The 25198-nt window shown below is 71.6% G+C and carries 20 protein-coding genes and 1 pseudogene; 10 read left to right on the top strand and 11 right to left on the bottom strand.

Annotated features, from left to right (window positions below; genetic code table 11):
* Window positions 1–51 precede the first annotated feature (51 nt).
* Window positions 52–678, top strand: coding sequence for a TetR/AcrR family transcriptional regulator C-terminal domain-containing protein (locus KY5_RS38290; RefSeq protein WP_098246512.1), 627 nt, complete (start codon window positions 52–54; stop codon window positions 676–678).
* Between the two features lie 107 nt (window positions 679–785).
* Here the strand turns inward: KY5_RS38290 and KY5_RS38285 are convergent, their stop codons facing one another.
* From KY5_RS38285 to KY5_RS38275, 3 genes are all read right to left on the bottom strand, one after another.
* The gene (locus KY5_RS38285) at window positions 786–2063 is read right to left on the bottom strand and encodes a hypothetical protein (protein ID WP_098246511.1); all 1278 of its coding nucleotides are present in this window, start codon (window positions 2061–2063) and stop codon (window positions 786–788) included.
* A gap of 180 nt (window positions 2064–2243) precedes the next feature.
* On the bottom strand, window positions 2244–3233 hold the full coding sequence (locus tag KY5_RS38280; protein WP_098246510.1) for an SDR family NAD(P)-dependent oxidoreductase: 990 nt from the start codon (window positions 3231–3233) through the stop codon (window positions 2244–2246).
* A 67-nt stretch (window positions 3234–3300) separates the two neighbouring features.
* On the bottom strand, window positions 3301–4485 hold the full coding sequence (locus tag KY5_RS38275; RefSeq protein WP_098246509.1) for a zinc-dependent alcohol dehydrogenase: 1185 nt from the start codon (window positions 4483–4485) through the stop codon (window positions 3301–3303).
* A gap of 217 nt (window positions 4486–4702) precedes the next feature.
* Here KY5_RS38275 and KY5_RS38270 point away from each other — a divergent pair, with 217 nt between their 5' ends.
* The 4 genes and pseudogenes from KY5_RS38270 to KY5_RS38255 all read left to right on the top strand — a co-directional run bounded on the left by KY5_RS38270 (window position 4703) and on the right by KY5_RS38255 (window position 11772).
* Window positions 4703–5563, top strand: coding sequence for a DUF72 domain-containing protein (locus tag KY5_RS38270; RefSeq protein ID WP_098246508.1), 861 nt, complete (start codon window positions 4703–4705; stop codon window positions 5561–5563).
* Between the two features lie 211 nt (window positions 5564–5774).
* Window positions 5775–8870, top strand: coding sequence for an FAD-binding and (Fe-S)-binding domain-containing protein (locus KY5_RS38265; protein ID WP_098246507.1), 3096 nt, complete (start codon window positions 5775–5777; stop codon window positions 8868–8870).
* 36 nt (window positions 8871–8906) lie between these two features.
* Entirely contained in the window at window positions 8907–10730 is a 1824-nt protein-coding gene (locus tag KY5_RS38260) for a thiamine pyrophosphate-requiring protein (RefSeq protein ID WP_098246506.1), read from the top strand.
* A pseudogene (locus KY5_RS38255) lies at window positions 10727–11772 on the top strand (enolase C-terminal domain-like protein). The gene KY5_RS38260 and the pseudogene KY5_RS38255 overlap by 4 nt, the downstream one beginning before the upstream one ends.
* Here the strand turns inward: KY5_RS38255 and KY5_RS38250 are convergent.
* Window positions 11769–12332: a dihydrofolate reductase family protein gene (locus KY5_RS38250; RefSeq protein WP_098246505.1), complete on the bottom strand. Its 564-nt coding sequence runs from the start codon at window positions 12330–12332 to the stop codon at window positions 11769–11771. The pseudogene KY5_RS38255 and the gene KY5_RS38250 overlap by 4 nt on opposite strands.
* A 55-nt stretch (window positions 12333–12387) precedes the next feature.
* Entirely contained in the window at window positions 12388–13671 is a 1284-nt protein-coding gene (locus KY5_RS38245; protein WP_098246504.1) for an FAD-dependent monooxygenase, read from the bottom strand.
* A 79-nt stretch (window positions 13672–13750) separates the two neighbouring features.
* Between KY5_RS38245 and KY5_RS38240 the strand changes: the two genes are divergently transcribed.
* Window positions 13751–14329: a TetR/AcrR family transcriptional regulator C-terminal domain-containing protein gene (locus KY5_RS38240; protein WP_324965838.1), complete on the top strand. Its 579-nt coding sequence runs from the start codon at window positions 13751–13753 to the stop codon at window positions 14327–14329.
* On the opposite strand, the gene KY5_RS38235 is transcribed toward KY5_RS38240, so the two are convergent.
* Window positions 14313–14759 (bottom strand): DUF2267 domain-containing protein, encoded by a 447-nt coding sequence (locus KY5_RS38235; protein WP_098246502.1) that lies wholly within the window; start codon window positions 14757–14759, stop codon window positions 14313–14315. The two genes, KY5_RS38240 and KY5_RS38235, sit on opposite strands and share 17 nt — an antisense overlap.
* 261 nt (window positions 14760–15020) lie before the next feature.
* Window positions 15021–15452 (bottom strand): Hsp20/alpha crystallin family protein, encoded by a 432-nt coding sequence (locus tag KY5_RS38230; protein ID WP_098246501.1) that lies wholly within the window; start codon window positions 15450–15452, stop codon window positions 15021–15023.
* 140 nt (window positions 15453–15592) lie between these two features.
* Between KY5_RS38230 and KY5_RS38225 the strand changes: the two genes are divergently transcribed.
* The 4 genes from KY5_RS38225 to KY5_RS38210 all read left to right on the top strand — a co-directional run bounded on the left by KY5_RS38225 (window position 15593) and on the right by KY5_RS38210 (window position 22838).
* Complete coding sequence (locus KY5_RS38225; RefSeq protein ID WP_098246500.1) at window positions 15593–16225, top strand: type III effector protein; 633 nt, start codon at window positions 15593–15595, stop codon at window positions 16223–16225.
* 136 nt (window positions 16226–16361) lie between these two features.
* On the top strand, window positions 16362–17027 hold the full coding sequence (locus tag KY5_RS38220; protein WP_234363074.1) for a DUF1345 domain-containing protein: 666 nt from the start codon (window positions 16362–16364) through the stop codon (window positions 17025–17027).
* Window positions 17028–17108: 81 nt separating this feature from the next.
* Window positions 17109–21083, top strand: coding sequence for a non-ribosomal peptide synthetase (locus KY5_RS38215; RefSeq protein WP_234363073.1), 3975 nt, complete (start codon window positions 17109–17111; stop codon window positions 21081–21083).
* 111 nt (window positions 21084–21194) lie between these two features.
* The gene (locus KY5_RS38210; protein ID WP_098246498.1) at window positions 21195–22838 is read left to right on the top strand and encodes a GAF domain-containing protein; all 1644 of its coding nucleotides are present in this window, start codon (window positions 21195–21197) and stop codon (window positions 22836–22838) included.
* An 11-nt stretch (window positions 22839–22849) separates the two neighbouring features.
* Here the strand turns inward: KY5_RS38210 and KY5_RS38205 are convergent, their stop codons facing one another.
* From KY5_RS38205 to KY5_RS38190, 4 genes are all read right to left on the bottom strand, one after another.
* Window positions 22850–23536, bottom strand: a complete 687-nt coding sequence (locus KY5_RS38205; protein ID WP_098246497.1) for a response regulator — start codon at window positions 23534–23536, stop codon at window positions 22850–22852.
* Between the two features lie 118 nt (window positions 23537–23654).
* Entirely contained in the window at window positions 23655–24296 is a 642-nt protein-coding gene (locus tag KY5_RS38200; RefSeq protein WP_199843709.1) for a CBS domain-containing protein, read from the bottom strand.
* A 148-nt stretch (window positions 24297–24444) separates the two neighbouring features.
* Entirely contained in the window at window positions 24445–24909 is a 465-nt protein-coding gene (locus KY5_RS38195; RefSeq protein ID WP_098246495.1) for a Crp/Fnr family transcriptional regulator, read from the bottom strand.
* Window positions 24906–25169, bottom strand: coding sequence for a hypothetical protein (locus KY5_RS38190; RefSeq protein WP_098246494.1), 264 nt, complete (start codon window positions 25167–25169; stop codon window positions 24906–24908). Before KY5_RS38190 ends, KY5_RS38195 begins: the two co-directional genes overlap by 4 nt.
* Between the last annotated feature and the right edge of the window lie 29 nt (window positions 25170–25198).

Genomic DNA, 25198 nt, shown 5'->3' with positions numbered 1-25198 from the left:
GCCCATTGTCTTGGTCAGTGACCAGGACCTGTTCTGAAGTAAACTAGGTCAGTGACCAAGAAGCAAGGCAGGGAAGACGCCGCGGGCCAGCTCACGCGCGCGGCCGTGGTCGACGCGGCACTGCGCGTGCTGGAGGACCGGGGACTGGAGGGCCTGTCGACCCGGGCGGTGGCCGACACCCTGGGGGTGCGCATGAACACCGTCCTGTGGCACGTGAAGACCAAGGCGCGGATGCTGGAGCTCATGGCCGACGCGGTCATGGGCGAAATCGCCTACACGGGCCTGCCCTCTTCGCCACGGGAACGGGCGCGGGAACTCGCTCATCGGTACCGGCGAGCTCTGCTCGCGCACCGCGACGGCGCCGCCCTGGTGACCGGGACCTACCCGGCCGAGCCGCACACGCTGCGCTTCGCCGACCGTCTCGTCGACGCCTTGCTGGAAGCGGGCGCGGACGAGGAACAGGCGGCCTGGACGGCGTGGGCGGTCATCTACTTCCTGCTGGGCCTGGTCCAGGAGGAACAGTCCGCGCCCGACCGGTCCGACGACCGGCTGGCCAAGGCCGTGGACGCCGGTACGTACCCAGCACTGCACCGGGTCGCCGCGCACATGGGGCAGGGCGCCTTCGAGGACCGCTTCGCCTTCGGCCTTGAGGCGGTCCTCGCCCGCCTGCCCGAGTAGGGCCGACGAACGCTCGCGGACGCCGGACGGGGAGCAGGTACGCGAAGGGCCCCGCACGGGACCGGGAAGCCGGTTCGCGTGCGGGGCCGCTCACGGAGTGCGGGCCGTCAGACCCCGATCAGGCTGTACGTACCCGTACCGTCCTGCCTGCCGCTGGAGTATTGACGGATGAACTCCCCGTCCGCGTACCGGTCGTGGCCCATCATGGAGCCGGTGTACTTGTTCTGCACACCGATCTTCGAGCTGCCGGGTACGTCGCGGTAGATGTAGAACCGCTGGAGGTCGTCCTCCGTGCAGGGGACCGTCTTCAGGACCGCCCGTTCGGCGGCCGAGTTCGGGTCGGCGATGGTCGCGCACGCGCCGTTGCCCCAGTTCCACAGGGACGCCTCGATGACCCCGTCGCGCTCCGTCACGTTGCACAGGCGCCAGTTGTCCAGGTGGGCGCTGAAGATGCTCGAGGGCCGCAGGCGGACGCCGTCGTCCGCCAGGAGCGGCGCGCCCCAGGACAGGGGCTTGCCGGGCACGGCGATCTTGTAGGCGGTGGCCTGGCAGTCGAGAGCGGCCCGCGCGCCACGCCCGGTGGCCTTGGACTGTTCGGCGGACGTGCCACCGGCGAGCGCCGGACGCTGCGCGAGGCGGTCCTTCTTCTGCTTCGCCGTCGGCGCCACCGCGCCCGCCGGGTGCTCGGCCTTCGCGGCGGGCGAGCCGCAGTCGAGGAGGCTCTGGGCCTTGGCCATGATGCTGCCTGCGGGCACGTTGTCCTGGCAGCGCACCGCGCCTTCCTCAAGGGTGGTGAAGGTGGTGAAGCTACCGCCGTCGGGGCCCTTGATCCACTTCAACGCCCAGCTTCCGTCGCCCTGTTGGACGCGGTTGCAGTTGAGGCTTCCGTACGTCCCGGTGACCTTCTTGGTGCCCTTGTAGGCGCCGTAGTAGCCGGGCTGGCCGAAGTTCCACGTGACCGTGTTCGACTCGGTGCTGGTGGAGGAGTAGTCGACCTTCACGTTCAGGCCCAGGCTCGCGCCGACCTTGGTGAGGGCGTCGACGGCGAAACCGCCCTCGATGTTGCCGTTGAGGCCGACGGAGACCGAGATGGTCGTCTGGGTGCTGGTGGTGACGGTCTGGTTGCCGGTGGTGCCCTCGGTGACGTACCAGCCCTTGAAGTGGGTGATCGTCGGGGACACTTCGGTGCTCTTGATGTACGGGTGGCGTGTGCCGAGGTCGGCCGCCGTGCAGCTGTCGCCGAGCGTGGGCGCCGCCGTGCCGGTGGGTGCCGCGACAGCCGGTGAGGCGGCAAGGCTCAAGGCGGTGACCGCAGTGGCGGCCGCCGCGGCGGTCACCGCCTTGAGCGATCTGCCGATGTGGCTGGCGCATCTTATGGAGCGCATCGTCGCCTGTTCCCCCTGGTCTTCTGGTCCTGTGTGGATCCGGTCGGAGGTGAATGTAGCGGCCACAGGGGGTGGTGGCGTGAGGCCCGAACTGGCCACGAATGATCACGGAAGGGCTTATTCCTCCCCTGACGCAGACCGCTGCCGGGGCACAGAGCATGTGAGTGGGTGCGCGAGCGCTCACGAACTGGTGCGGGGCCCGGGCTCCTGTTGGTTGGCCTCACGCACGGCTCGATCGTTCCGTGCGCTGCCCCAGGCCCGGATCCGTCGCGCGATCGGATTGCGCGGCAGCCCGGCCTCACTGCCCTGGCGCAGCGGTCCTCGCCCTGAGGCGGAGGGCAAGAGCCTCGCGGTGAGGCCCGTCAGACGGGTGGTCAGGCCGGGTGCCACGCCGTGCGCGAGCTGTGCCGCCTTGGCGGGCGCGGTGAGCACGAGGCGGGCGCGTCGTCGGATCACCGCGTCCACGATCCGGCGGGCCGCCCGGTCGGCGTCCATGGACAGCAGCGGAGCGCCCGCGGCGGCGCTGAACCAGCCGAACTCGGCACTCGTGTCGCCGCCGAACTCGGCCTGCCGGTGCGAGCCGGTTCGCATGAGGCCGGGGTGTACGGCCGTGACGCTCACCCCCGCGGCCGCCGTCTCGGCGTGCAGCCCCTCGGCGAGAGCACCGACCGCGGCCTTGGCGCACGAGTACGGCAGCAGATGAGGCACGCCGAGCAGACCACCGACCGAACCGATCAGCGCGAGGCGCCCACGGGTCGCGCGGAGATAGGGCAGCGCTTCCAACGACGTGTGCAGTGCGCCGTGGAACATCGTTTCCATGGCGTCGGTGAACTCCTCGTGGCCGATCGCCTCGACAGGCGCCACCTGGATGACCCCGGCGTTGGCGATCACGATGTCCAAGCCGTCGCGTTCATGGATCACGCGCATCATCTCGCCCACGGCGGCCCGGTCGCGTACGTCGCACACCGCCACGTGCACGGTCGCGCCGGTCTCCGCGCGCAACCGGCCTGCCGCACGCTCCAGCTCGGCAGCGTCCCTGGCGGCGAGGGTCACGGTGCAGCCGCGCTCGGCCAAGTGCCGTGCGATGAACAGCCCCAGCCCCCGTGAGCCGCCGGTGACCAGGGCTCCCGGCCCCTTGAGCCGGGTGGGGAAGCGGGTGCGGTCGGTCATGTCGTTGCCCTTCTGGTGGTTGCCCTTCTGGAGGTTGCCCTTTGGGAGAGGGGCGCGGGTCGCGTGCTCACGGCTTCAGCAGCGTCTTCACCATGCCGTCCGCCTTGGCCTGGAAGGTCGCGTACGCCGCCGGGCCGTCACCCAGAGGCAGGTGATGCGTGGCGAATCCGTCGACGTCGAGAGGGTCGTCGTCGGTCAGGTGCGGGCGGATGTCGTCGACCCAGCGCCACACGTTCGCCTGCCCCATGCGCACCTGCAGCTGTTTGTCGAACATCGTGAGCAGGGGCAGCGGGCTGGCGGCGCCGCCGTAGACGCCGCTGATGGACAGCGTGCCGCCTCGGCGTACCGCATCGATCCCCGTCAGCAGGGCGCCGAGACGGTCGACTCCGACGTGCTCCATCAAGGGCCTGGCGAGCTTGTCGGGCAGGAGCCCGGTGGCCCACTGTGCCGCCTGGGCCAGCGGGGCGCCGTGCGCCTCCAGGCCGACCGCGTCGATGACGGCGTCCGACCCACGGCCCTGGGTGAGATCACGTACGGCGTCGCCCAGGTCCTTGTCGTGTTCGCGCAGGTCCAGGGTGGTGACGCCGTGCCGTCGCGCGCGTTCGAGCCGGGCGTCGACCAGGTCGACCCCGATGACCTCTTCCGCGCCGCGCAGTCGGGCGATCCGGGTGGCCATGTCCCCGATGGGACCGAGGCCCAGGACGGTGACACTGCCGCCAGGAGGGATGTCGGCGTACTCCACCGCCTGCCAGGCGGTGGGCAGGACGTCGGACAGGTAGACGAAACGGTCGTCCGGAGGGCCGTCCGGCACCTTGATCGGCAGAGTGTTGCCGAAGGGAACCCGCAGATACTCGGCCTGGCCGCCGGGCACCTGCCCGTACAGCTTCGTGTAGCCGAACAGAGCGGCCCCGCTGCCCATCGCCGTGACCTGGGTCGTCTCGCACTGGGACTGCAGCCCGCGACGGCACATCCAGCAGGTGTTGCAGGAGATGTTGAACGGGATCACCACCCGGTCCCCCACGGCCACCCCCGTGACCTCGGGGCCGGTTTCCACGACCATGCCCATCGTTTCGTGCCCCAGGACGTCCCCCGGGTCGAGGTAGGGGCCGAAGACCTCGTAGAGGTGCAGGTCCGATCCGCAGATGCCGGTCGACGTCACGCGGACGATGATGTCGTCGGGCTTCTCGATACGAGGGTCAGGGACCTCCTCGATGCGTACGTCGCGCTTTCCCTGCCATGTCAGAGCACGCATGCTGACGCGCCTCCCCAATGCGTTGCGTGCGGGTGGGCTCTTCCAGGGGCTCACACCGTGCGGCATCTCGCCAGGTGACCGCCTGTGACGAAGAACCGCCCGGGTACCCACGCGAACGCGCGGTACGCCCCGTCGCGCGACGTCCACGAGATGCCGGTGTGCCGAAGGGCCCGAACCTCACCAGTGCGCTCGCGTCCCGCGGGGGTACCCGACCCGTATGGGCGACATCCTCGTGGGCACGTGTTCGTGGACCGATCCGGCACTGGTGCGCAGCGGCTGGTATCCGGCCGGGCAGCGGGACGCGGAGGGACGGCTCCGGTACTACGCCGGGCGGTTCCCGGTCGTCGAGGCCGACTCGTCGTACTACGCCTTGCCCCGAGAACGCGTCAGCAGGATGTGGGTGGAACGCACGCCGGACGGATTCACCTTCGACGTCAAGGCGTTCTCGTTGCTGACCGGGCACCCCACCCGCGAGGCGGTGATGCCGGACGGGCTGTCGGCCGACGCGCGGGACGATGGCGTGCTCGACGAGGTGTGGTCGCGGTTCGCCGCGGGAGTGGAGCCGTTGCGGCGGGCCGGGCGGCTCGGCAGCGTGCTGTTCCAGTTCCCGCCGTGGCTGCGGCCCGGCGCCGAGGCCGGGCGGATCCTGGCGCGGACCGCGCGACGCACGGCCGGCTGGCCGGTCGCGGTGGAGTTCCGGCATCCCGACTGGTGGCGTGAGGGGCAGGCCGAGTCGACACGCGCCCTGCTCACGGACCACGGCATGGCCGCCGTGGCCGTCGACATGGTCCAGGGGCTGCCCTCTTCCCTGCCGCCTACCGCGCCCGTCACCGCGTCGCGGCTGGCCGTGGTGCGGTTCCACGGGCGCAGCGCCTCCTGGGGACGGGGGAGCAAGGAGGAGCGCTTCCGGTACGCGTACTCCGAAGACGAACTCGCCGAGTGGCTGCCCCGGTTGCGTAAGCTGGCCGGCCGGGTGGACCGGGTCCACGTGCTGTTCAACAACTGCTGCGGTGACGCCTCGGTGCGGGGCGCGGAGCAGATGGAGCGGCTGTTGCGCGCGGGGCCCGGGCGTGCGTGATCGGCGGCTGCGCCCAGGACAGGGCCTTTGCCCGGCCCGATGATGGGTACCAGGGTGGTCGGCGCCCCTCCCCGGAGTGCCGACAAGGCAGGTCGGGCCCGGGGCGGGTGCCGCGACCGGCGCCCGCAGTAGCACGGTCCGCGTCTCTGCCACGGAGCGCGGACGCGGGCGCGCCGCACAACCGAACGCTTCATCCGAGGACGGTTCCGGCATGCATGAACCAGACGGCGTGGCCCGCCCCGAGCACGGCGAGCGGCACGCGACGATCGGCACGAAGGAGCTGAAGGGACTGGCGGCCGCGCTGAGCGAGGCGGTCGGCGGTGAGGTCCGCTTCGACGCGGGCAGCCGGGGAACGTACGTCACCGACGGTTCCAATTACCGCCAGGTGCCGCTCGGCGTCGTGGTGCCGCGCTCCGTGGACGACGGGGCCCGTGCGGTGCGCGTGTGCGCGCGCTTCGGGGCCCCTGTGCTCTCCCGGGGCGGCGGCACCAGCCTGGCGGGGCAGACCACGAACGCCGCGGTGGTCGTCGACTGGACCAAGTACTGCGACGGGTTGGTGTCGGTCGACCGCGAAGCCCGTACGTGCGTCGTGGAGCCGGGCATCGTCCTGGACGACCTCAACCGTCGACTCGGCGAGTCCGGCCTGCGGTTCGGCCCCGAGCCCGCCACGCACAGTCACTGCTCGCTGGGCGGAATGATCGGGAACAACTCGTGCGGGGCTTCGGCGCAGGCGTACGGCAAGACCGTGGACAACGTGCGCCGCCTTGAGGTCCTCACTCAGGACGGCCTTCGCATGTGGGTCGGCCCGACGTCCCGCGCGGAACGGGGCCGGATCGCCGAGGAGGGCGGGCGCCGGGCCGAGGTCTACGCGGGCCTGGAGCGGATCGTGTCCACCTTCCTCGCCGACATCCGCAAGGGCTTCCCCGACATACCGCGCCGGGTCTCGGGCTACAACCTCGACTCGCTGCTGCCCGAGAACGGCTTCGACGTGGCGAAGGCCCTGGTGGGCAGCGAGGGCACGCTGGTGACGGTGCTGCACGCCGAACTCGACCTGGTTCCCGTGCCTGCCTGCCAGTCGCTGCTGGTCCTCGGCTACGACGACATCTGCCGTGCCGCCGATGACGTACCCGCGCTCCTGCGGCACTGCTCCCCTGCCCAGTTGGAGGCGCTCGACGGCCGCATGGCCCAGCTCATGCGCGAGGAGCACGCGCACCTCGACTCACTGGCCGCGTTACCGACGGGCGACAGCTGGCTGCTCGTGCAGTTCGTCGGCGACAGCCGTGCGGACGTCGACGAGCAGGCCCAGGCGCTGCTGCGCGCCCTGGGCCGCGACGAGAAGGACGAGACGGTCGCCTTCTCGGACGAGCCGGAACGCGAACAGCGCATGCTCAGCGCGCGGGAGGCGGGGCTCGGGGTGACCGCTCGTCCGCCGGACGAGCGGGAGACCTGGGAGGGCTGGGAGGACTCGGCGGTCCCGCCGGAGCGGCTCGGCGACTACCTGCGGGACCTGAAGCGCCTCTTCGCCGAGTTCGACTACGACCACCCCTCGTTGTACGGGCACTTCGGCCAGGGGTGCGTACACACCAGGATCCCGTTCGGGCTCAGGACCGCCGAGGGCGTCGCGGAGTTCCGCGGGTTCCTGGAGCGCGCCGCCGATCTGGTCGTCTCCTACAACGGGTCCCTCTCCGGTGAGCACGGGGACGGCCAAGCCCGCGGCGAGCTGCTCACCCGCATGTTCGGGGAACGGATCGTCGCTGCCTTCGGGGAGGTCAAGGCGCTCTTCGACCCGGAGAACCGGATGAACCCCGGCAAGGTCGTCGATCCCCAGCCGCTCGACGGGCATTTGCGCCTGGGAGCGACCTGGCGCCCCTCGCACTCCGCGACCCACTTCGCGTTCCCTGACGACGGAAACTCCTTCAACCAGGCCGTACTGCGCTGTGTGGGGATCGGCAACTGCCGCGGCCACGAGGGCGGTGTCATGTGTCCCTCGTACCGCGCGACGAAGGAGGAGGAGCACTCCACGCGCGGCCGGGCCCGGCTGCTGTTCGAGATGATCGGCGGCCACGCGGACTCGCCGATCACCGACGGCTGGCGCTCGACGGAGGTCCGTGACGCCCTCGACCTGTGCCTGTCCTGCAAGGGCTGCAAGTCGGACTGCCCGACCGGGGTGGACATGGCCACCTACAAGGCCGAGTTCCTGGCACAGCACTACGCGGGACGGCTGCGCCCCAGGGCGCACTACTCGATGGGCTGGCTGCCGGTGTGGGCACGGCTGGCACGCGTCGCACCACCGCTGGTGAACGCGGTGCTCGCCGCCCCGGGTGCCGCCCGGGCCGGCAAGTGGCTGGCCGGTGTGGCAGGCGCCAGGCAGGCGCCGGTCTTCGCGGAGCAGTCCTTCGTACGGTGGTGGCGGGACCGCGCCGGCGAGGCGCCGGACCCGGCCGACCCCAGGACCGTCGTGCTGTGGCCCGACACGTTCACCACCTCCTTCCATCCGGCGATCGCGAAGGCGGCCGTCCGGGTCCTGGAGGACGCCGGGTTCCGCGTCGCCGTCCCCACGCGGGCGGTGTGCTGCGGTCTGACGTGGATCTCGACGGGACAGCTGCCCACCGCGAAAAGGGTGCTGCGTCGCACGCTGGACGTACTGCGGCCCTACATCGAGGCGGGCACTCCGGTCATCGGCCTTGAGCCCTCCTGTACGGCCGTGTTCCGCTCCGACGCCCCGGAGTTGCTGCCGCACGACGAGGACGTACGACGGTTGTCCCGGCAGTTCCGTACGTTCGCCGAGCAGTTGGTGCACCACGCGCCCGGCTGGCGGCCGCCCGCCCTGAACCGGCAGGCCACCGTGCAGACCCACTGCCACCAGCACGCGATCATGAAGGACGAGGCGGACCGTGAACTGATGCGCCGCGCCCACCTCGTACCCGATGTGCTCGACGAGGGCTGCTGCGGCCTGGCCGGCGACTTCGGCTTCGAACGCGGCCACCACGACGTCTCCATGACCATCGCGGAACAGGGCGTGCTGCCCGCGATGCGCGCCGCCGCTCCCGGCAGCCTGCTGCTCGCGGACGGCTTCAGCTGCCGCACCCAGATCGAGCAGGGCCACACCGGCCGCGGCGCCCTGCACCTGGCGGAGGCGATTGCCCTCGGCCTGGCAGGGAACCTGCCCAGCGAGCACCCCGAGCGTCTGGCCGACCGGCCCTCCGGCCCCTCCCCCGCGGCCCGCGGGACCGTGACCGCCGCGGCGGGAGCCCTGGCCTTCGGCGCCGGACTCGCAGGTGCCCGCTTCCTGCGTCATCGCAGGTAGCCACCCCTCAGAGCCGCACAGGAAAGGACGGAACGCATGGCAACGAAGGTTTCCGACCACATTCTCGAACGCCTGCGGGCCTGGGACGTCGAGCACGTCTTCGCCTACCCGGGCGACGGCATCAACGGTCTGCTCGCCGCCTGGGGCCGGGCCGACAACAAACCCGAGTTCATCCAGGCCCGGCACGAGGAGATGGCGGCCTTCGAAGCGGTCGGCTACGCGAAGTTCTCCGGTCGCGTCGGCGTGTGCGCCGCCACGTCGGGGCCCGGCGCCATCCACCTCCTCAACGGCCTCTACGACGCCAAGCTGGACCACGCCCCCGTCGTCGCGATCGTCGGGCAGACCAACCGCAGCGCGATGGGCGGCTCCTACCAGCAGGAAGTCGACCTGCTGAGCCTGTACAAGGACGTCGCCTCCGACTTCTGCGAGATGGTCACGGTCCCCGAGCAACTGCCCAACGTCCTGGACCGGGCGATCCGCACCGCGTACGCGCGCCGCTCGGTGACAGCCGTCATCGTCCCCGCCGACGTGCAGGAACTCGACTACTCGGCGCCCGGACACGCCTTCAAGATGGTGCCCTCCAGCCTCGGCCTGTCCTCCTACGCCCCGGTGCCCGCCGCCGATGACATCGAGCGCGCGGCGCGGCTCCTCAACGAGGGCGAGAAGGTCGCCGTCCTCGTCGGCCAAGGCGCGCGCGGCGCGCGCCAGGAGGTCATGGAACTCGCCGACCGGCTCGGCGCCGGAGTGGCCAAGGCCCTGCTCGGCAAGGACGCGCTCGACGACGACCTGCCCTACGTCACCGGCTCCATCGGGCTGTTGGGAACCCGCCCCTCGTACGAGCTGATGCAGGGATGCGACACCCTGCTCGTCATCGGTTCGAGCTTCCCCTACACGCAGTTCCTGCCCGAGTTCGGCCAGGCGCGCGCCGTGCAGATCGACATCGACCCGCACATGGTCGGCATGCGCTACCCCTTCGAGATCAATCTCGTCGGTGACGCACGCGCGACCTTGGGGGCGCTGCTGCCGCTTCTCGAGCAGAACCGGCACACCGGCTGGCGCAAGAAGATCGAGAAGAACACCGCGCGCTGGTGGGAGGTGATGGAGCGGCGGGCGGCCGTGGAGGCGGACCCGATCAACCCCGAATACGTCGCCCACACCCTGAACGGGCTGCTGCCCGACAACGTCGTGCTGGCCGCCGACTCCGGCTCGGCCGCCAACTGGTACGCACGGCACCTGCGGCTGCGCGAAGGCATGCGAGGCTCGCTCTCCGGCACGCTCGCCACGATGGGGCCCGGCGTCCCGTACGTGATCGGGGCGAAGTTCGCCCACGGCGACCGCCCGGCGATCGCGCTCGTCGGCGACGGGGCGATGCAGATGAACGGCCTGGCGGAGCTCATCACCATCGCCAAGTACTGGGAGCAGTGGGCCGATCCGCGCCTGGTGGTCGCCGTCCTCAACAACCAGGACCTCAATCAGGTCACGTGGGAGATGCGGGCGATGTCCGGCGCCCCGCAGTTCCTGCCCTCGCAGGCGCTGCCCGACGTCGCCTACGCCGACTTCGCGCGCTCGCTGGGCCTGGGCGGGCTGCGCGTGGAGAAGCCGCAGGACGTGCGGGGCGCGTGGGAGGCGGCGCTGGCCGCCGATCGGCCCTACGTCCTCGACTTCCGTACCGACCCCGCCGTTCCGCCGATCCCGCCGCACGCGAGCCTCGACCAGATCGAGGCCGCCGCCGAATCCGTCCTCAAGGGCGACAGCGACCGTGCGGCCATGATCCGGCAGGGCTTCAAGGCCAAGGTCCAGGAGATGCTGCCCGGCGGCCGCCACCGGGAGGACAAGGGCGGCGCCGCAGACGGCACATGACCGACGGACCGACGGTGGACGCGGTGCACACGGCCGTGTACCGCGTGCCCACCGAAGGGCCGGAGGCGGACGGCACGCTGGCCTCGGACAGCACCACCATGGTCCTGGTCACCGTGGAGTGCGGCCCCGTCACGGGCCTCGGTCACACCTACGCGCCCGCCGCCGCGGCAGGCGTCGTCGACGAGTTGCTCGCGGGCGTCGTCGTCGGTGCGGGCACCTTCGACGTGCCGCTGGCCACGAGGCGATGCACCGCGCCGTCCGCGACGCGGGGCTGCCCGGCGTGGCGGCGCAGGCGATCGCGGCCGTTGACATCGCCCTGTGGGACGCCAAGGCCCGTCTCCTCGACCTGCCGCTGGTGACGCTGCTCGGCAGGGCCCGGGACGACGTGCCGGTGTACGGCAGCGGCGGCTTCACCACGTACGACGACGACCGGCAGGAGCGTCAACTGCGCGCCTGGGTGGAGCGGGACGGCATCCCCCGCGTCAAGATCAAGATCGGTGAGGCGTGGGGCCGCGAGGAGGAACGCGATCTGCGCCGGGTGGCGCGGGCCCGCGCGAGCGTGGGCGACGCGACCGCACTGTACGTGGACGCCAACGGCGCCTACGACGCCAAGCAGGCCGTCCGCGTCGCCCACGCGCTGTCCGCGCAAGGGGTGACGTGGTTCGAGGAGCCGGCCTCCTCCGACCACCTCACGGCGCTCGCCGACCTCCGCACCGCCACCGACCTGGACATCACGGTCGGCGAATACGGCTACACGCTGCCCTACTTCGCGCACATGCTCGCGGCGGGCGCGGTGGACTGCTTTCAGGCGGACGCCACCCGGTGCGGCGGCATCACGGTCTGGCTGCGGGCCGCCGCGCTCGCCCAGGCCGTCGCCCTCGACGTCTCGGCCCACTGCGCGCCGCACGCCCACGCCCATGCCGCCGCGTCCGTGCCGAACGCGCGCCACCTCGAGTGGTTCCACGACCACGCGCGCGACGGTGTGCCCGGCACCGGCCTGACTCTGGCCGTCGACCGCGCCCAGCCTTATCGCGTCGTCTAGCGGACCACGCGGTAGCGCAGGTAGACGACTCCTGACGTGAAGGTGCGGGTCTCGACGAGTTCGAGATCCGCCCGGTGCTCGTGCTGGGGAAAGAACGGAGTGCCGCCGCCGACCAGCGCCGGGTAGACCTTGGGCCGGTACTCGTCGATCAGTCCCAGCGCGGCCGCCTCGGCGGCGAGAGCCGCGCCGCCGATCGCGATGCCGCCCTCCCCCGGCTCGGCCCGCAGCCGCTCGATCTCTTCCGCCAGGCCGCCGGAGGCCAGGCGGGCACGGCCCTGGACCGTCGACAGCGTGCTGGAGAACACGACCTTGGGCAGCTGCTTCCAGAGCGCGGCGAACTCGCGCGTCGAGAAGTCGATCGCCGGATGCTGGTCGGCCGTCTCCCAATACAGCATCGACTCGTACAGCCGCCGCCCCAACAGGTGTACGCCGAGGTCCCGTACCTCGTCGGTGGCGAAGCGGAAGATCTCCTCTTCGGGTTGCGTCCAGTCGAAGCCGCCGTCCGGCCCGACGATGTAGCCGTCAAGTGAGACGCCCATCGAGTACGTCACGCTGCGCATCAGAAGCCCTCCTCGGTAACGGGTTCGACAGGAGGACCGCCGGACGCCGCGGAACTCATCGTGACTCGCAGGATTCCCTGGACCGTACATGGCACGCGGCACGCGCCTCCGTGTAGTTCGGCAATTTCCAGCCGCCCCCGCGGTCCTCCTTGGAGAACCGCGCGACCAGGTCGGGAACGCGGAAGAAGCAGGCCAGTGCCGTGGCGTTCTGGAAGGCGCTGATGGCGTGCTTGTTCATGGGCATGCCCACGCGCAGGATGCGGGGGTTGACCTCGGCCTGGATCTCGTCGACGAAGGGCCGCAGGACGCGGTCGTAGTGCGTCAGGGCGGTGGGCAGGTCGTCGGCGTGCCGGTTGACCTCGCCGGACAGGACGTACGCGCCGACCAGGCCGCCGGAGACGCCCATGCCGCTGTAGGGGGACGCGCAGTGCGCGGCGTCACCGGCCAGGACCACGCGGCCCTCTGACCAGGTGTCGGTGCGCACCTGGGCGATCTCCTGGGAGTAGAAGAACGGGCTGTCCTTCATACCGTCGACGAAACGCTCGGTCTGCCAGCCCGCGTCGCGGAACCGGTCGGCCCAGAACCGCTGTTGCCGCTCGACGGGCGCGCGGTGGATCGCGGAGGCTTCCGCCGACTCCTCGCGCAGCACGAAGTACGCCTGGGTCTCGGTCGCGTTGTGGCTGCGCCGCATGATCTGGCGGCCGCCCGGGGCCATGTAGGTGTCGCGGATGTCGGTGTCGGAGGCGATGCGCGGGACGAACCAGTACGCCATGTGGATGCCGACGCGCCAGTACGGGTCGAAGCCCTCCGGCAGCAGCGCCCGCCGGATGCGTGAGCCCTGTCCGTCCGCGCCGATCAACAGGTCGTACGCGCCGGAGGTGCCGTCGGAGAAGCGGGCGGTGACATGCCGCTCGTCCTGGTCGAAGCCGTCGACGCTCTTGCCGAAGACGTACTCGGTATCGTCCTTGGTCGCGTCATGGAGGATGCGGACCAGGTCGCCGCGCATGATCTCGTACTCCGAGGTGAGGGTCTGGCGGCCCTTGCCCGAGGTGTTGGCCATGATCGTCGCTTTCCGCCGTCCTCGGGAGTCGACGAAGGCCACGCCCGCCTCGTCCACCAGCTTGCCGCGCACGGTCTCCAGGAGCTCCATGCGCTCGACCGCCTCGATGCCCTGACCGCGCAGGTCGACCTGAGCGCCCGAGGCGCGCAGCGCGGGGAAGCGCTCCACCACCGTCACCCGGTGACCACCGCGGGTGAGCCAGAAGGCGAGCGCCTGCCCGGCGATCCCGCCACCGGCGACGAGAACCCGCAGGGAGCGCTTCGTGGTCCTGCCCGCCATGCCGCCCACCTCAGAATCTATCGGTGATTGATTCCTTTCCAGAGTCTTCTATCAGCGATAGATTGTCAACGTGACCAAGATGAACCGCGAGACCGTCGTCACCGAGGCGCTGGACCTGCTCGACGAAGTGGGCCTGGAAACCGTGAGCACCCGGCGGCTGGCCACACGCCTCGGCGTCGAACAGCCGTCGCTCTACTACCACTTCCGGACCAAGAAGGACCTTCTGACGGCCATGGCGAAGGCCGCCTTGGCCCCGCACGCCGCCGCGCCGCTCCCGTCACCCGAGGACGACTGGCGCGAGTGGTTCCTGGAGAACGCGCGCAGTTTCCGGCGCACGCTGCTGGAGCGCCGCGACGGCGCGCGCCTGCACGCCGGTACCACGCCGACCAGCGACCTCGACCGGATCCGCCACAAGATGGCCTTCCTCGTCGCTTCCGGCGTGCCCGAGAAGGACGCGCAGATGGCGATGCTGGCCGTCGGCCGGTACACGGTCGGCTGTGTCCTGGAGGAGCAGGCGGACCCGGGCCCGGGCGAAGACCTGCCGGCCGATGTTCCCGTCCTCGACCACGAGGCGGCGTTCGAGGCGGGTCTCGCCCTCATCCTCGACGGGCTCGCTCAGCGCACCGGCCGACGCGGCCAGGTCACGCGGCGCGGCTGACGAGTTCGGCTCGGCCGAACAACAGGGCGTAGCCGGTGGGGAGTTGCTGGAGGATCCGGGTGATCAGGTCGGGTCCCGCGCAGGCGGCGACGGCGGAGAACACGGAGCCGGTGTCCCAGCGGGTGGTGGCCAGGGAGGCTCCGGCACGGGCGGCGAGGTCCTTGACGAAGGCCCAGCCGGTCAGCGGCTGGATGGCGGGGACCTGCGCCGTCAGGACGCGCGCGGCCTCGAAGGGCAGGGCCCGGGCCAGGGCGACGCGTTCGTCGCCGGTCAGCTGGCGCCCGAGTCCCGCGAGAACCAGGCGGACGGCCTGGTCGGCCCGCTCGCGGGTGGGGTAGGCGCCCTCGTAGCGGACCTTCTCCAGCATCTGCTCATACGCCGTCCCGTACGGCTGCTGGTGCTCAAGCGGTGCGCGTACGTCGGTGATCACTGCGTTGTCTGCCTTTCGTCGAGCCGGGATGGGGCGGTGCCGACGTGCGGCACCGCGGCATGGGTCAGTTGGGCCGGGGGCGGCCGAAGAGCAGGTCGTAGCCGAAGGGAGCTGGAGCGGGATCCGGGCGAAGCCCTTCGGAAGGCGCGCGTCGCAGAGTCTTCGCGGCGCCCCTCAGTTCCTCGGAACCGTCCGAGGGGGTGCGGCGGGCGGGGCGAGGGGGAGACGAGGCGCCCGTCCGCCGCACCCGTCCGGCCGGTGTCAGCCGGAGATCTCCTTGCGGCCGGAGCCGACGCCGATGGAGATCTTGCGGGGCTTGGCACGCTCGGCGATCGGGATGCGCAGGGTCAGCACCCCCGCGTCGTAGTCCGCCTTGATGTGCTCGGTGTCGAGGGTGTCGGCGAGCACGATCTGGCGCGAGAAGACGCCCAGCGGCCGCTCCGACAGTTCCATCTGGACCTCATCGGCCTTCGTCGCGGGCCGCCGCTCGGCCTTGACGGTGAGCATGTTCCGCTCGACGTCGATGTCGATCGCGTCCGCGCTGACGCCGGGGACGTCGAAGGCCACCACGTACTCGTCGCCCTCGCGGTAGGCGTCCATCGGCATCGCCGAAGGCTTCGACCAGGTGCCCGGGCCCATCAGGTGCTGCGTCAGCCGGTCCAGCTCACGGAAGGGGTCAGTGCGCATCAACATCGTGAGAACACCTCCAGAAGTTCGGGCAGTTGCTGCCAATGCGCTGCACTGACACTGTTGTAGCATGTCATCCATTGGATGACAAACAAGGTGTCGTCCAATGGATGACACCACGGGATGACACCAAGAGGGAGGTGCCTGTGACCGCAGCCGACCAGCCCCGTCGTGCCGACGCTGACGCCCACAGCCCGGCTTCGTTCCTCGCCGCCACTGCGGCTCTCAACGCCATTGAGGACGCCCTGCGCACCGCCGGGCACGAGGCCCCCGACGCCCCCGGCTCCGAGCCAGGACCGGAACAGGCGCTGGCCTCCCTGACGCTGCTGCGGCAGGTCCGCGAACAGCTCGCCGGATGGGAGAGCGGCCTGATCGACACGGCCCGCCTCGCGGGCGCCAGCTGGGCCGACCTCGCCCACCCCCTGGGCGTGGCCAGCCGTCAGGCAGCCGAACGCCGCTACCTGCGCAATCGCCCCGGCCCCACCGGGACCACCGGCGAGCAGCGCGTCCAGGCCACCCGCCAGGCCCGCGCCGCCGAGCGCGACACCGCCACCTGGGCCCGCCGGAACGCGGCCGACCTGCGCCGCCTGGCCGGTCAGATCACCGCGCTCACCAACCTGCCCGCCGCGGCCGACCGCCCGCTCCGCGAACTCCACGCGGCACTCGCCCACGACGACCCCGCCGAACTCCTCACCCCCCTGACCGCCGCCCGCCCCCATCTGGCCGCCGCCCACCCCGACCTCGCAGCCCGGCTCGACACCCTCACGCGCCCTTGGTGAGGCCGGACGCAGCCCCTGGACCACGGGGAGACACCGCGTCCGGATGCCTCCGCCGGGGAGCCGGAACCCCTCAGCGCCCTTAGCATCGGCCGGGATCTCACCCTTCAGCATGCCGTCCGCCCCAGGGAGGCCGCCCGTGAATCGCTGGCTCTCCGAACGGCGCCGATCGGCGGTGTGCCTGGCCTTCGCGGCGGGCGCGGCGGTGCTGCTCTCCTACGACCGCGTGGTGCGGATCTCGACGGCGGACGTCGGTGTCCTCGTACTCTTCGCCTACCTGTTGCCCTACCTCGCGATCACCTTGACCGCGTTCATGAAGGCCGCTCCGGAGCAGGTCCGTTCCTGGGCAGAGCGGGAAGCCCGTGGCACGTTCCTGCAGCGCTACGTGTTCGGGACCGCACCCGGACCCGGGGCGTCGCTGCTCATCGCGGCCGCCGCGCTGGTGGTCGCGGTGCTGTGGCTGCCCGGCCACCTCGGCACCACCTTCGCCGCCCTGCCACGCACCCTGGTGGCTCTCGCCCTGGTCGTCCTCGCCTGGATCTGCGTGGTCGTGGCCTTCGCCGTCACCTTCCAGGCCGACAACCTCGTGGAGAACGAGCAGGCGCTCGACTTCCCCGGAGACGAGGCGCCCGGCTGGGCCGACCACGTCTACTTCGCCCTGGCCGCGATGACGACGTTCGGCGCCACCGACGTCAACGTGACCACACGGGCCATGCGGCGGACCGTGGCGGCCAATTCGGTGATCGCCTTCGTCTTCAACACCGTCACGGTCGCGAGCCTGGTATCCGCGCTCGGCGGGGTATAGCGCGCCCGGCCAGTACTCCCTCCGCCGTCGTTCGTTGGCCCTTACGTCCCGAACCCACCGTGTCGGCAGGAGAGCACGTCCATGCACGTCAAATTCGGAAGCGAAGGCCGGCGGCTGCCGCTCACGGCATCCCAGCACGGGATGTGGCTCTACCAGCAGTTGGATCCCACGAGTCCGACCGGATGCGCGGCCGAGTTCATGGAGATCACCGGGCCGCTCGACGAGGAGTTGCTCGAAGAGGCGCTGCGCCGGGCGGTCCAGGACACGGAAGCGCTCCGGGTCCGCTTCGAGGAGGGTGATCGGGGGCAGGTCCGGCAGATCCTCACGGACGATCCGCCCTCGCCCATCGAACGGCACGACCTGCGCGACGCGCCCTCCCCCGCGCAGGCCGCGCAGGCGTGGATGCGCTCCCGGCTGTTCCGGCCGATCGATCTGCGGCACGGCGTCGCATTGTCCGTGGCCCTGCTGCGCACCGAGGAGGAGCGCCGTCTGCTGTACATCGGCGTTCATCACATCGCCCTTGACGGCTACGGGTTCTCCCTGTTCATCCAGCGTCTCGCGGAGATCTACACCGCCCTGGAGCAGGGGCGTTCCGTCGCGCCCGCGCCGTGGCCCACGCTGGCCGAACTGATCGCCGACGAGGACGCCTACCGGCACTCGCCACGCTGGCAGGAGGACCTCTCCTACTGGTCCGAACAGGTGCGTACGCGGGACCCCGTCCCGGGTACGACGGCTCGCCTGAAGCCGCTGACGAACCTTCCGCACCGGGAGACGGGGCACATCGCCCCCGCCGCGGCCGAGGCGCTGCGGGGGCTCGCCCGGCAGGCCAGGACGAGTCTGCCCGCGGTCGCCATGGCGGCCCTCGCCCTGTACGTGCACCGGCTCACGGGCCGCGCGCAGGTCTCCCTCGACCTGACCGTCACCAGCCGCACCGGCAAGGTCTGCCGCGCGGTCCCCTCGATGCTGGCCAACGTCCTGCCGCTCGCCGTGCGGTGCCGGGGCGAGCTGACCGTACGGGAGCTGATGCGGGAGACCGCGCGGCAGGCACGCGATCTGCTGCGCCACCAGAGGTTTCCCGCCGGACATCTGGTGAGGGACCTGGGGGCTCCCAAACCCGGCGGGTTCCTCGGGGACTGGGGCATCAACATCATGGGGTACGACGAGCCGCTGGCCTTCGGCCGGTGCCCCGCCACCTTGCACAACCTCTCCAACGGGCCCTGCGACGGCCTCGCCGTGAACGTCTACGAGCGCTCCGCCGACGGGACGCTGCGGATCGACTTCAACGCCGGTGCGGACACGTACCCGCCCGCCGAGGTGCGCGCTCACCACGAACGGTTCCTGGCGCTGCTCGAAACCCTCGCCGCCGCGGACCCCGAACTGCCGGTCGGCTCGCTCGACGTCCTCACGCACGCCGACCGCGGGCGGTTGTCCGCCGTGCACGGGCCCACGCCCGAGGTCCCCGCGCGCCTGCTGCCCGAGCTCGTCCAGGAGCGGGCACGGCGCACACCCGAGGCCCGCGCGGTCGTGGACCGCGTGACCTCGCTGACGTACCGGGAACTGAACTCGCGTGCCAACCGGCTCGCCCGGCTCCTGGTCGCGCACGGCGCGGGACCAGAACGGCACGTGGCGCTCGCCCTGTCCCGAACGGCCGCCTACCCGCTCGCCGTTCTGGCCGTACTCAAGGCGGGTGCCGCGTGCGTGCCGCTGGATCCGGGGCATCCCGCCGAGCGGCTCCGGCACGTCCTCGCCGATACGCGCCCGGTGTGCGTCGTCACGGACACCGCGGCCCTCGACGGGCTGTTCGACTGTCCTTCGGTACGGATCGGCGCGGACGGGGCCGCGGAGCCGGGCCGCCCCGGAGCCGAGGGGTGCGGCGACCACGACCTCACCGACGGCGACCGCGTCTCCCCGCTGCTCCCCCGCCATCCCGCCTACGTGAGCTACACCTCGGGCTCCAGCGGGAGGCCCAAGGGCGTCGTCGTCGAGCACCGGAGCCTCACCCACCTGTACTTCGACCACGAACGCGAGTTGATCGCCCCCGCCGCCCGCGCGGCGGGGCGACCGCTGCGCGCGGCCTTGACGGCCGCTTTCACCTTCGACACCTCGTGGGAGGGGATGCTGTTCCTCGCCGCGGGCCAGGAGGTGCACGTCATCGACGACGGGCTCCGCAAGGATCCCGACGCCCTGACCGCCTACGTGGCCGGGCACGGCATCGACTTCCTCGACGTCACGCCCTCCTACCTGCACCAGCTCATCGCCTGCGGTCTGCTCGCCGACGGGCGCGACCGGCCCCGGTTGCTGATGGTCGGCGGCGAGCCGCTCGACGCGGAGCTGTGGCGGACGCTGCGCGCCCGTCCTGAGACGGTCTCGTACAACTACTACGGGCCCACGGAATGCACCGTCGACGCCGTCTACTGCCGACTCGACGCCGAGGGGGACGCTCCCGTGCTCGGACGGCCCGGCCACCACGTGCGGGCGTACGTCCTCGACGACACGCTCCGCATGCTGCCGCCCGGCACGCCCGGCGAGCTGTACCTGGCGGGGCCGCAGGTCGCGCGCGGCTATCTGGACCGTCCTGAGCTGACCGAGGAACGGTTCCTGCCCGACCCGTTCGACGCGTCCGGCGGACGCATGTACCGCACCGGCGACCTGGTCCGCTGGACGCCGGACGACACTCTGGAGTTCCTGGGCCGCGCGGACCACCAGCTCTCGCTCTGGGGCAACCGCATCGAGCCCGGCGAGATCGAGAACGCGCTCACCGCTCACCCCTGCGTGGGGCAGGCCGCCGTGACGGTCGCGCACCCCGCCACGGGCGCTCCCGCGCTGGTGGCGTTCGTCGTGTCCCGTACGGCCCAGGTGCCGGACGACCTGCGGGCCTGGGCCGCGGAACGGCTCCCGGACCACCTGACGCCCGCGCGCTACCTCGCCCTGGACCGCCTGCCGTTCACCTCCCACGGCAAGCTCGACCGGGCGGCCCTTCCCGCGCTCGCCGACCTCCACTGCCCACCGGCCGGACGCCCGGCGCGCACCCCCACCGAACGCACGCTCGCCGACCTGTTCGCCGCCGTCCTGGGCGTGCGCACCGTGCACCTGGACGACAACTTCTTCGCTCTCGGCGGCAACTCCCTCTCGGCCTACCGGCTCGCCCACCGCGTACGCGCCGAACTGGGCAAGGACCTCTCCCTCAGCACGTTCTTCGCCGCGCCCACGGTGGCCGAACTCTGCCGCTACCTGATGGCGGATCACGTGCCGGTGGCCGACCCGTTCGGGATGGTCCTGGCGCTGCGTACGTCGGGAACGCGCCCGCCGCTGTTCTGCCTCCACCCGGCGGGTGGCCTCGGCTGGTGCTACGCGGGTCTCCCCCGGCACCTGGGGCCCGACCAGCCGGTCTACGCGATCCAGGCCCGCGGGCTTTCCGGAGCGGACGAACCGCCAGCCACCAGCGAGGAGATGATCGACGACTACGTCGCCCAGGTGCGTTCGGTGCAGCGCCACGGGCCGTACCACCTGCTCGGCTGGTCCCTCGGCGGCGCCCTCGCGCACGCGGTCGCGGTCCGGTTGCAGCAGGACGGGGAGGAAGTGGCCCTGCTGGCCATGCTCGACTCGACGCCCATCCCCGCGCAGCGGCACCTTCCGGCCGACATCGACGCCTCCGCCGTACATCACCTGCTGGAGGAGGCGGCCGGACACCCCGATCCTGCCGCGGCAGGCGGGGCCAAGGGCGTCAGCGACCCGCCACGCGCGGAGAAGGCGCACCCGCCCGGGATCGAGCTGCTGACCGACGAGAAGATCGCCGCGGTGACATCGGTCCTCGCCAACTACGCGGCCCTGCACGGGACGTACACCCCCGCCGTCTTCGACGGAGACCTGCTGTCCTTCGACGCGGCGGCGTCCGACGCGGCCGTCGGGGCCGGGGAGCAGTGGCGGGCCTGGGTCACCGGGACCGTGGAGTCGCACCCCGTGGCGGCCGCGCACGGGGCCATGACACAGCCCGGCCCGCTCGCGCACATCTGCGACATCCTCGCGCAGCGGCTGACACCCGTCGTGCGCAGGTAGCCGAACCCGGGCGCCGCTTCTCCGCCTCGAACACCATGAGTTCGGGGGCGTGGCTACTGTGAAGGGCGTACCTACAACGCCTTGTCCGACGGAGCCCGGCGGAGGCAGCTCATGGGTGGGGACGCGCACGACGAGTCGGAGCGCCTGCACGGGCTGCTGGAAGCGGTGCTTTCGGTCGGACGGGAGCTGGATCTGCCGCAGGTGCTGCGGCGCATCGTGGAGACCGCCGTCGCGCTGGTGGACGCGGAGTACGGAGCGCTCGGCGTCATCGGCACGGGAAGCAAGCTGAACGAGTTCCTGCCCGTGGGGATCCGTGAGCGGGTGCGCGCGCAGATCGGTGATCTTCCCTCGGGGCACGGGCTGCTCGGTGAACTGATCCGGCATCCCGAGCCGTTGCGGCTCAAGGAGCTGACGGAGCATGCGGCGTCGTCCGGTTTCCCGGCGCACCATCCCCCGATGCACTCGTTCCTCGGCGTACCCATCCGGGTGCGCGATGAGGTGTTCGGGAACCTCTACCTCACCGAGAAGCGCGGCGGGGCGGAGTTCGACGCCGAGGACGAGGCGGTGCTCTCGACGCTGGCCGTGGCCGCGGGGGTGGCCATCGAGAACGCACGGCTCTACGAGGAGGCGCGGCTGCGCGCGCAGTGGCTGACCGTCGGTGCGGAGTTCACCAACGCGCTGCTCTCCGGCACGCCCGAGGCACGCGTCCTGGAAATGATGGTCGAGCGTGCCAGGGAGATCACCTCGGCCGACATCGGCGTGGTGGACCTGGTGGTGGCCGACAGCCAGGAACTCCTCGGCGTACTCGCCCTCGGCGAGGGCGCCGAGGCGCACCGGGGCCAGCGCATTCCCCGCCGAGGGACGTTGGCCGGTGTCGCGTTGAGCGGCGGTGATCTGGTGGTCACCACGGACGTCGCCGGTGATCCACGGGTCACCTTCGCCCCGGAGAGGTGGAAGGGTCTGGGGCCCGCGGTGGCGGTTCCGATGGGGACGGACGACGGGGTGCGCGGCGTTCTCGTGCTGGCGCGGCGCGCCGGGCGGCCCGTCTTCAGCGAGGCCGAGGTCGCGCCGCTGCCCGGTTTCGCCGGTCAGGCAGCCCTGGCGCTCGAACTCGCCGACCGGCGGCGGGACGCCGAGCAGATGAGTCTGCTCGAGGACCGGGACCGGATCGCCCGGGACCTGCACGACCTGGCGATCCAGCGGCTGTTCGCGACCGGGATGACGCTCCAGAGCGCCCTGCGGTTCGTCCAGCACCCCGAGGCTTCCGAGCGCCTGCTGCGGGCGGTGGACGACCTCGACACCACCATCAAGATCATCCGGTCGACCATCTTCGGGCTGCGCGCCCACGAGGCGTCCGCGGTGGTCGGCGCCGGGCTGCGCGTGCGGATCGCCCGTACGGTGGAGGAGGCGGTGACCTCCCTCGGTTTCACCCCCGCGGTGCGCATGGAGGGCCTGCTGGACACCGACGTGCCCGCCGCCACCGCCGACGACGCCGTGGCCGTGCTGAGCGAAGCGCTCTCCAACATCACCCGGCATGCCCGGGCGTCGGCCGCGGAGATCGCCGTCACCGTAGGCAAGGGAGAGCTGACGCTCACCGTGACGGACAACGGCGTCGGCATCGGCGCGAGTGGTCGCCGCAGTGGTCTGCGCAACCTCGCCGAGAGGGCCGAGAGGCTGGGCGGCATGCTGTCGCTGGGGCGCGGGCCGGAGGGCGGCACGCACCTGGAGTGGCACGTTCCGCTGCGAGGCAGGTAAGCGGAGGCACGTCAGCGTGGCTGGTCCGCCTCGAAGTGAGCCGCGATCACGGCGGCCTGGATGCGTCGTTCCACACCCAGCTTCGCCAGGAGCCGGGAGATGTGGTTCTTGACGGTCTTCTCCGAGAGGTAGAGCTCCTTGCCGATCTGGCGGTTGGTGAGCCCCTCGCCGATCCGGGCGAGGATCTCCCGTTCGCGTTCCGTGAGCGCGGCAAGGCGCTCGTCCCGCGGGGGCGCGGGGGCCTCCTCGGGACCGCGCAGGGCGCTCATCAAGCGGGCGGTGGTGGCCGGGTCGAGCAGGGACTGACCCGCGGCGACGGTACGGACGGCGTCGACCAGGTCGGTGCCCTTGATCTGCTTCAGGACGTAACCCGCCGCGCCCGCCATGATCGCGTCCAGGAGCGCGTCGTCGTCATCGAAGGAGGTCAGCATCAGGCAGGCGAGGTCCGGCATCTTCGAGCGCAGCTCGCGACAGACCGTGATGCCGTCGCTGTCGGGCAGGCGGATGTCCAGGAGGGCCACGTCCGGGCGCAGGGCCGGGCCACGGGTCAACGCCTGTTCGCTCGTGCCCGCTTCACCGACGACCTCGATGTCGGGTTCGGAGTCGAGCAGGTCGTGGACACCCCTGCGGACGACTTCGTGGTCGTCGAGGAGGAAGACCCGGATCGGGTGATCCACCGAGAACGTACGAACGGTCATTGCTGCCCCCTGGATATCCGCCATCCGGTGCCCCGTGCCCCGTGCCGATCCTGTCGGGTGCGCCGAGCCGTGCACCAGGGCCGAGTGGCCCCGATTCGCCGTCCGGCGGTGCCCTCTCTCAGCAGGTGGGCGCCGCGCCCCGGTGTGGGCGGCTCCCGTTGCCCGCCAGATCGACGCGGACGTCGACGACCCCCTCGACGGCCCTGGTCAGTCGGGCCGCGACCGGCACGAGGGACCTGTCGCGGATCGTGCCGCCGAGGGTGACCACGCCTTCCTCGACCCGCACCGTGACGGTCCCTGCGGGGAAGAGGAGGGCGACCACGGTGCGGTTCACTTCCTCTGCCAGTTCTCCGTCGCTGCGCAAGAACACCTTCAGGAGGTCGCCGCGGCTCACGACGCCCTGGAGCAGGCCGTGGACGTCGGTCACCGGGAGGCGCTTGACGTGCCGCTGGGCCATGACGCGGGCGGCCTGCGGGAGCGTGGTGTCCGGGTGGACGGTGACGGCGGGAGTGCTCATCACCTCGCCCGCGCTCACGCCTCCGGCCTTGGCGAGGTCGGCGAGGCGTTTGAGCTGATCGAGGCGGGTGGGGTCGCTGTCGCGGAACGCCTCCTTGGGCAGCAGGTCCGCTTCGGAGACCACGCCGATGACCCGGCCCTCGCCCGCCAGGACGGGCAGCGCGCTGATCTTCCACTGCTCCATCAGCGCGACGATCTCCTTGAAGGGGGCCTCGCGGCCGACGGCGATGACGGTGTGGGTCATCACGTCGCTCACGGTGCGCGGGGTGTGGAGCACGGTGCCCTCCTCGGGGTCAGGTGCGCTCGGTGGTGAGGTCGAGGACGTGTGCGGAGAAGGAGACGAGAGCGCGCCGGCCCCGGCGCCGACGCGGGCGGCAGGGCCGGCACCCCGGTCACCCCCGCGCGCCGCTCCCGCTGCCGTAGGGCGCGTACAGGTCCAGGAGGCGGGTCCTGGCCGACTGCAGGCGGTGCGCGAGCACCCGTCCGACCCACTGGCCGACCACGGCGCCGAGGGCCGGGTCGTCCTCGCACATGAGGCGGACCGCCATCGCGTCGAACTCGTGGGCGCGCACGGGGCTCTGCGCCACGGCGCCGAGCTGCCAGACGTAGGGCGGGAACAGCCAGGACCAGCCGACCAGTTCGTTGTGCCCCAGCGTCTCGATCGCCGGAGCGCGGCGGCCGGGCACGTGCATGTCCAGGACGACCGATCCGGTGCGAATGATCCAGAACCGGTCGGCGCGCCCGCCCTCCTCGAAGATCCGGGTGCCGACCGGGAAGGACACCTCGCGCGCGATCCGCATCAGCCGGTCCCGGTGCTCGGTGGGGAGGGCACTCAGCACTGTCGTGGTGTTGCTCATCGCTCCGTCTCCTTCTCCTTCTGAGCCGTCTCGCCCCTGCGGGCCGCGGCCTCCCCGGTCTCCCGGGCCGGGGTGGTTCCCCGTCCACCAGGCTCGGAGAACCGCCGCCCGCGGGGCAGGGGCCGAGCGGCCCTATTCGGGCCCGGCCGGGCCGAGTTCAGCGCTGACCGCCCGTCCACCGCGACTCCGATGTGCCGCGCCCAGTCGGCGATCCGCGCGAAGTCGCGGTAGTCGCCGCCCTTCGCGGACTTGATGATCATTCGGGCGATGCGCCCCGGGGGCCAGGCCC

The organism is Streptomyces formicae, from assembly GCF_002556545.1.
Taxonomy (GTDB): Bacteria; Actinomycetota; Actinomycetes; order Streptomycetales; family Streptomycetaceae; genus Streptomyces; species Streptomyces formicae_A.
The sequence above is the reverse complement of the archived record's forward strand: the minus strand, read 5'-3'. Positions and strand labels throughout refer to the sequence as shown.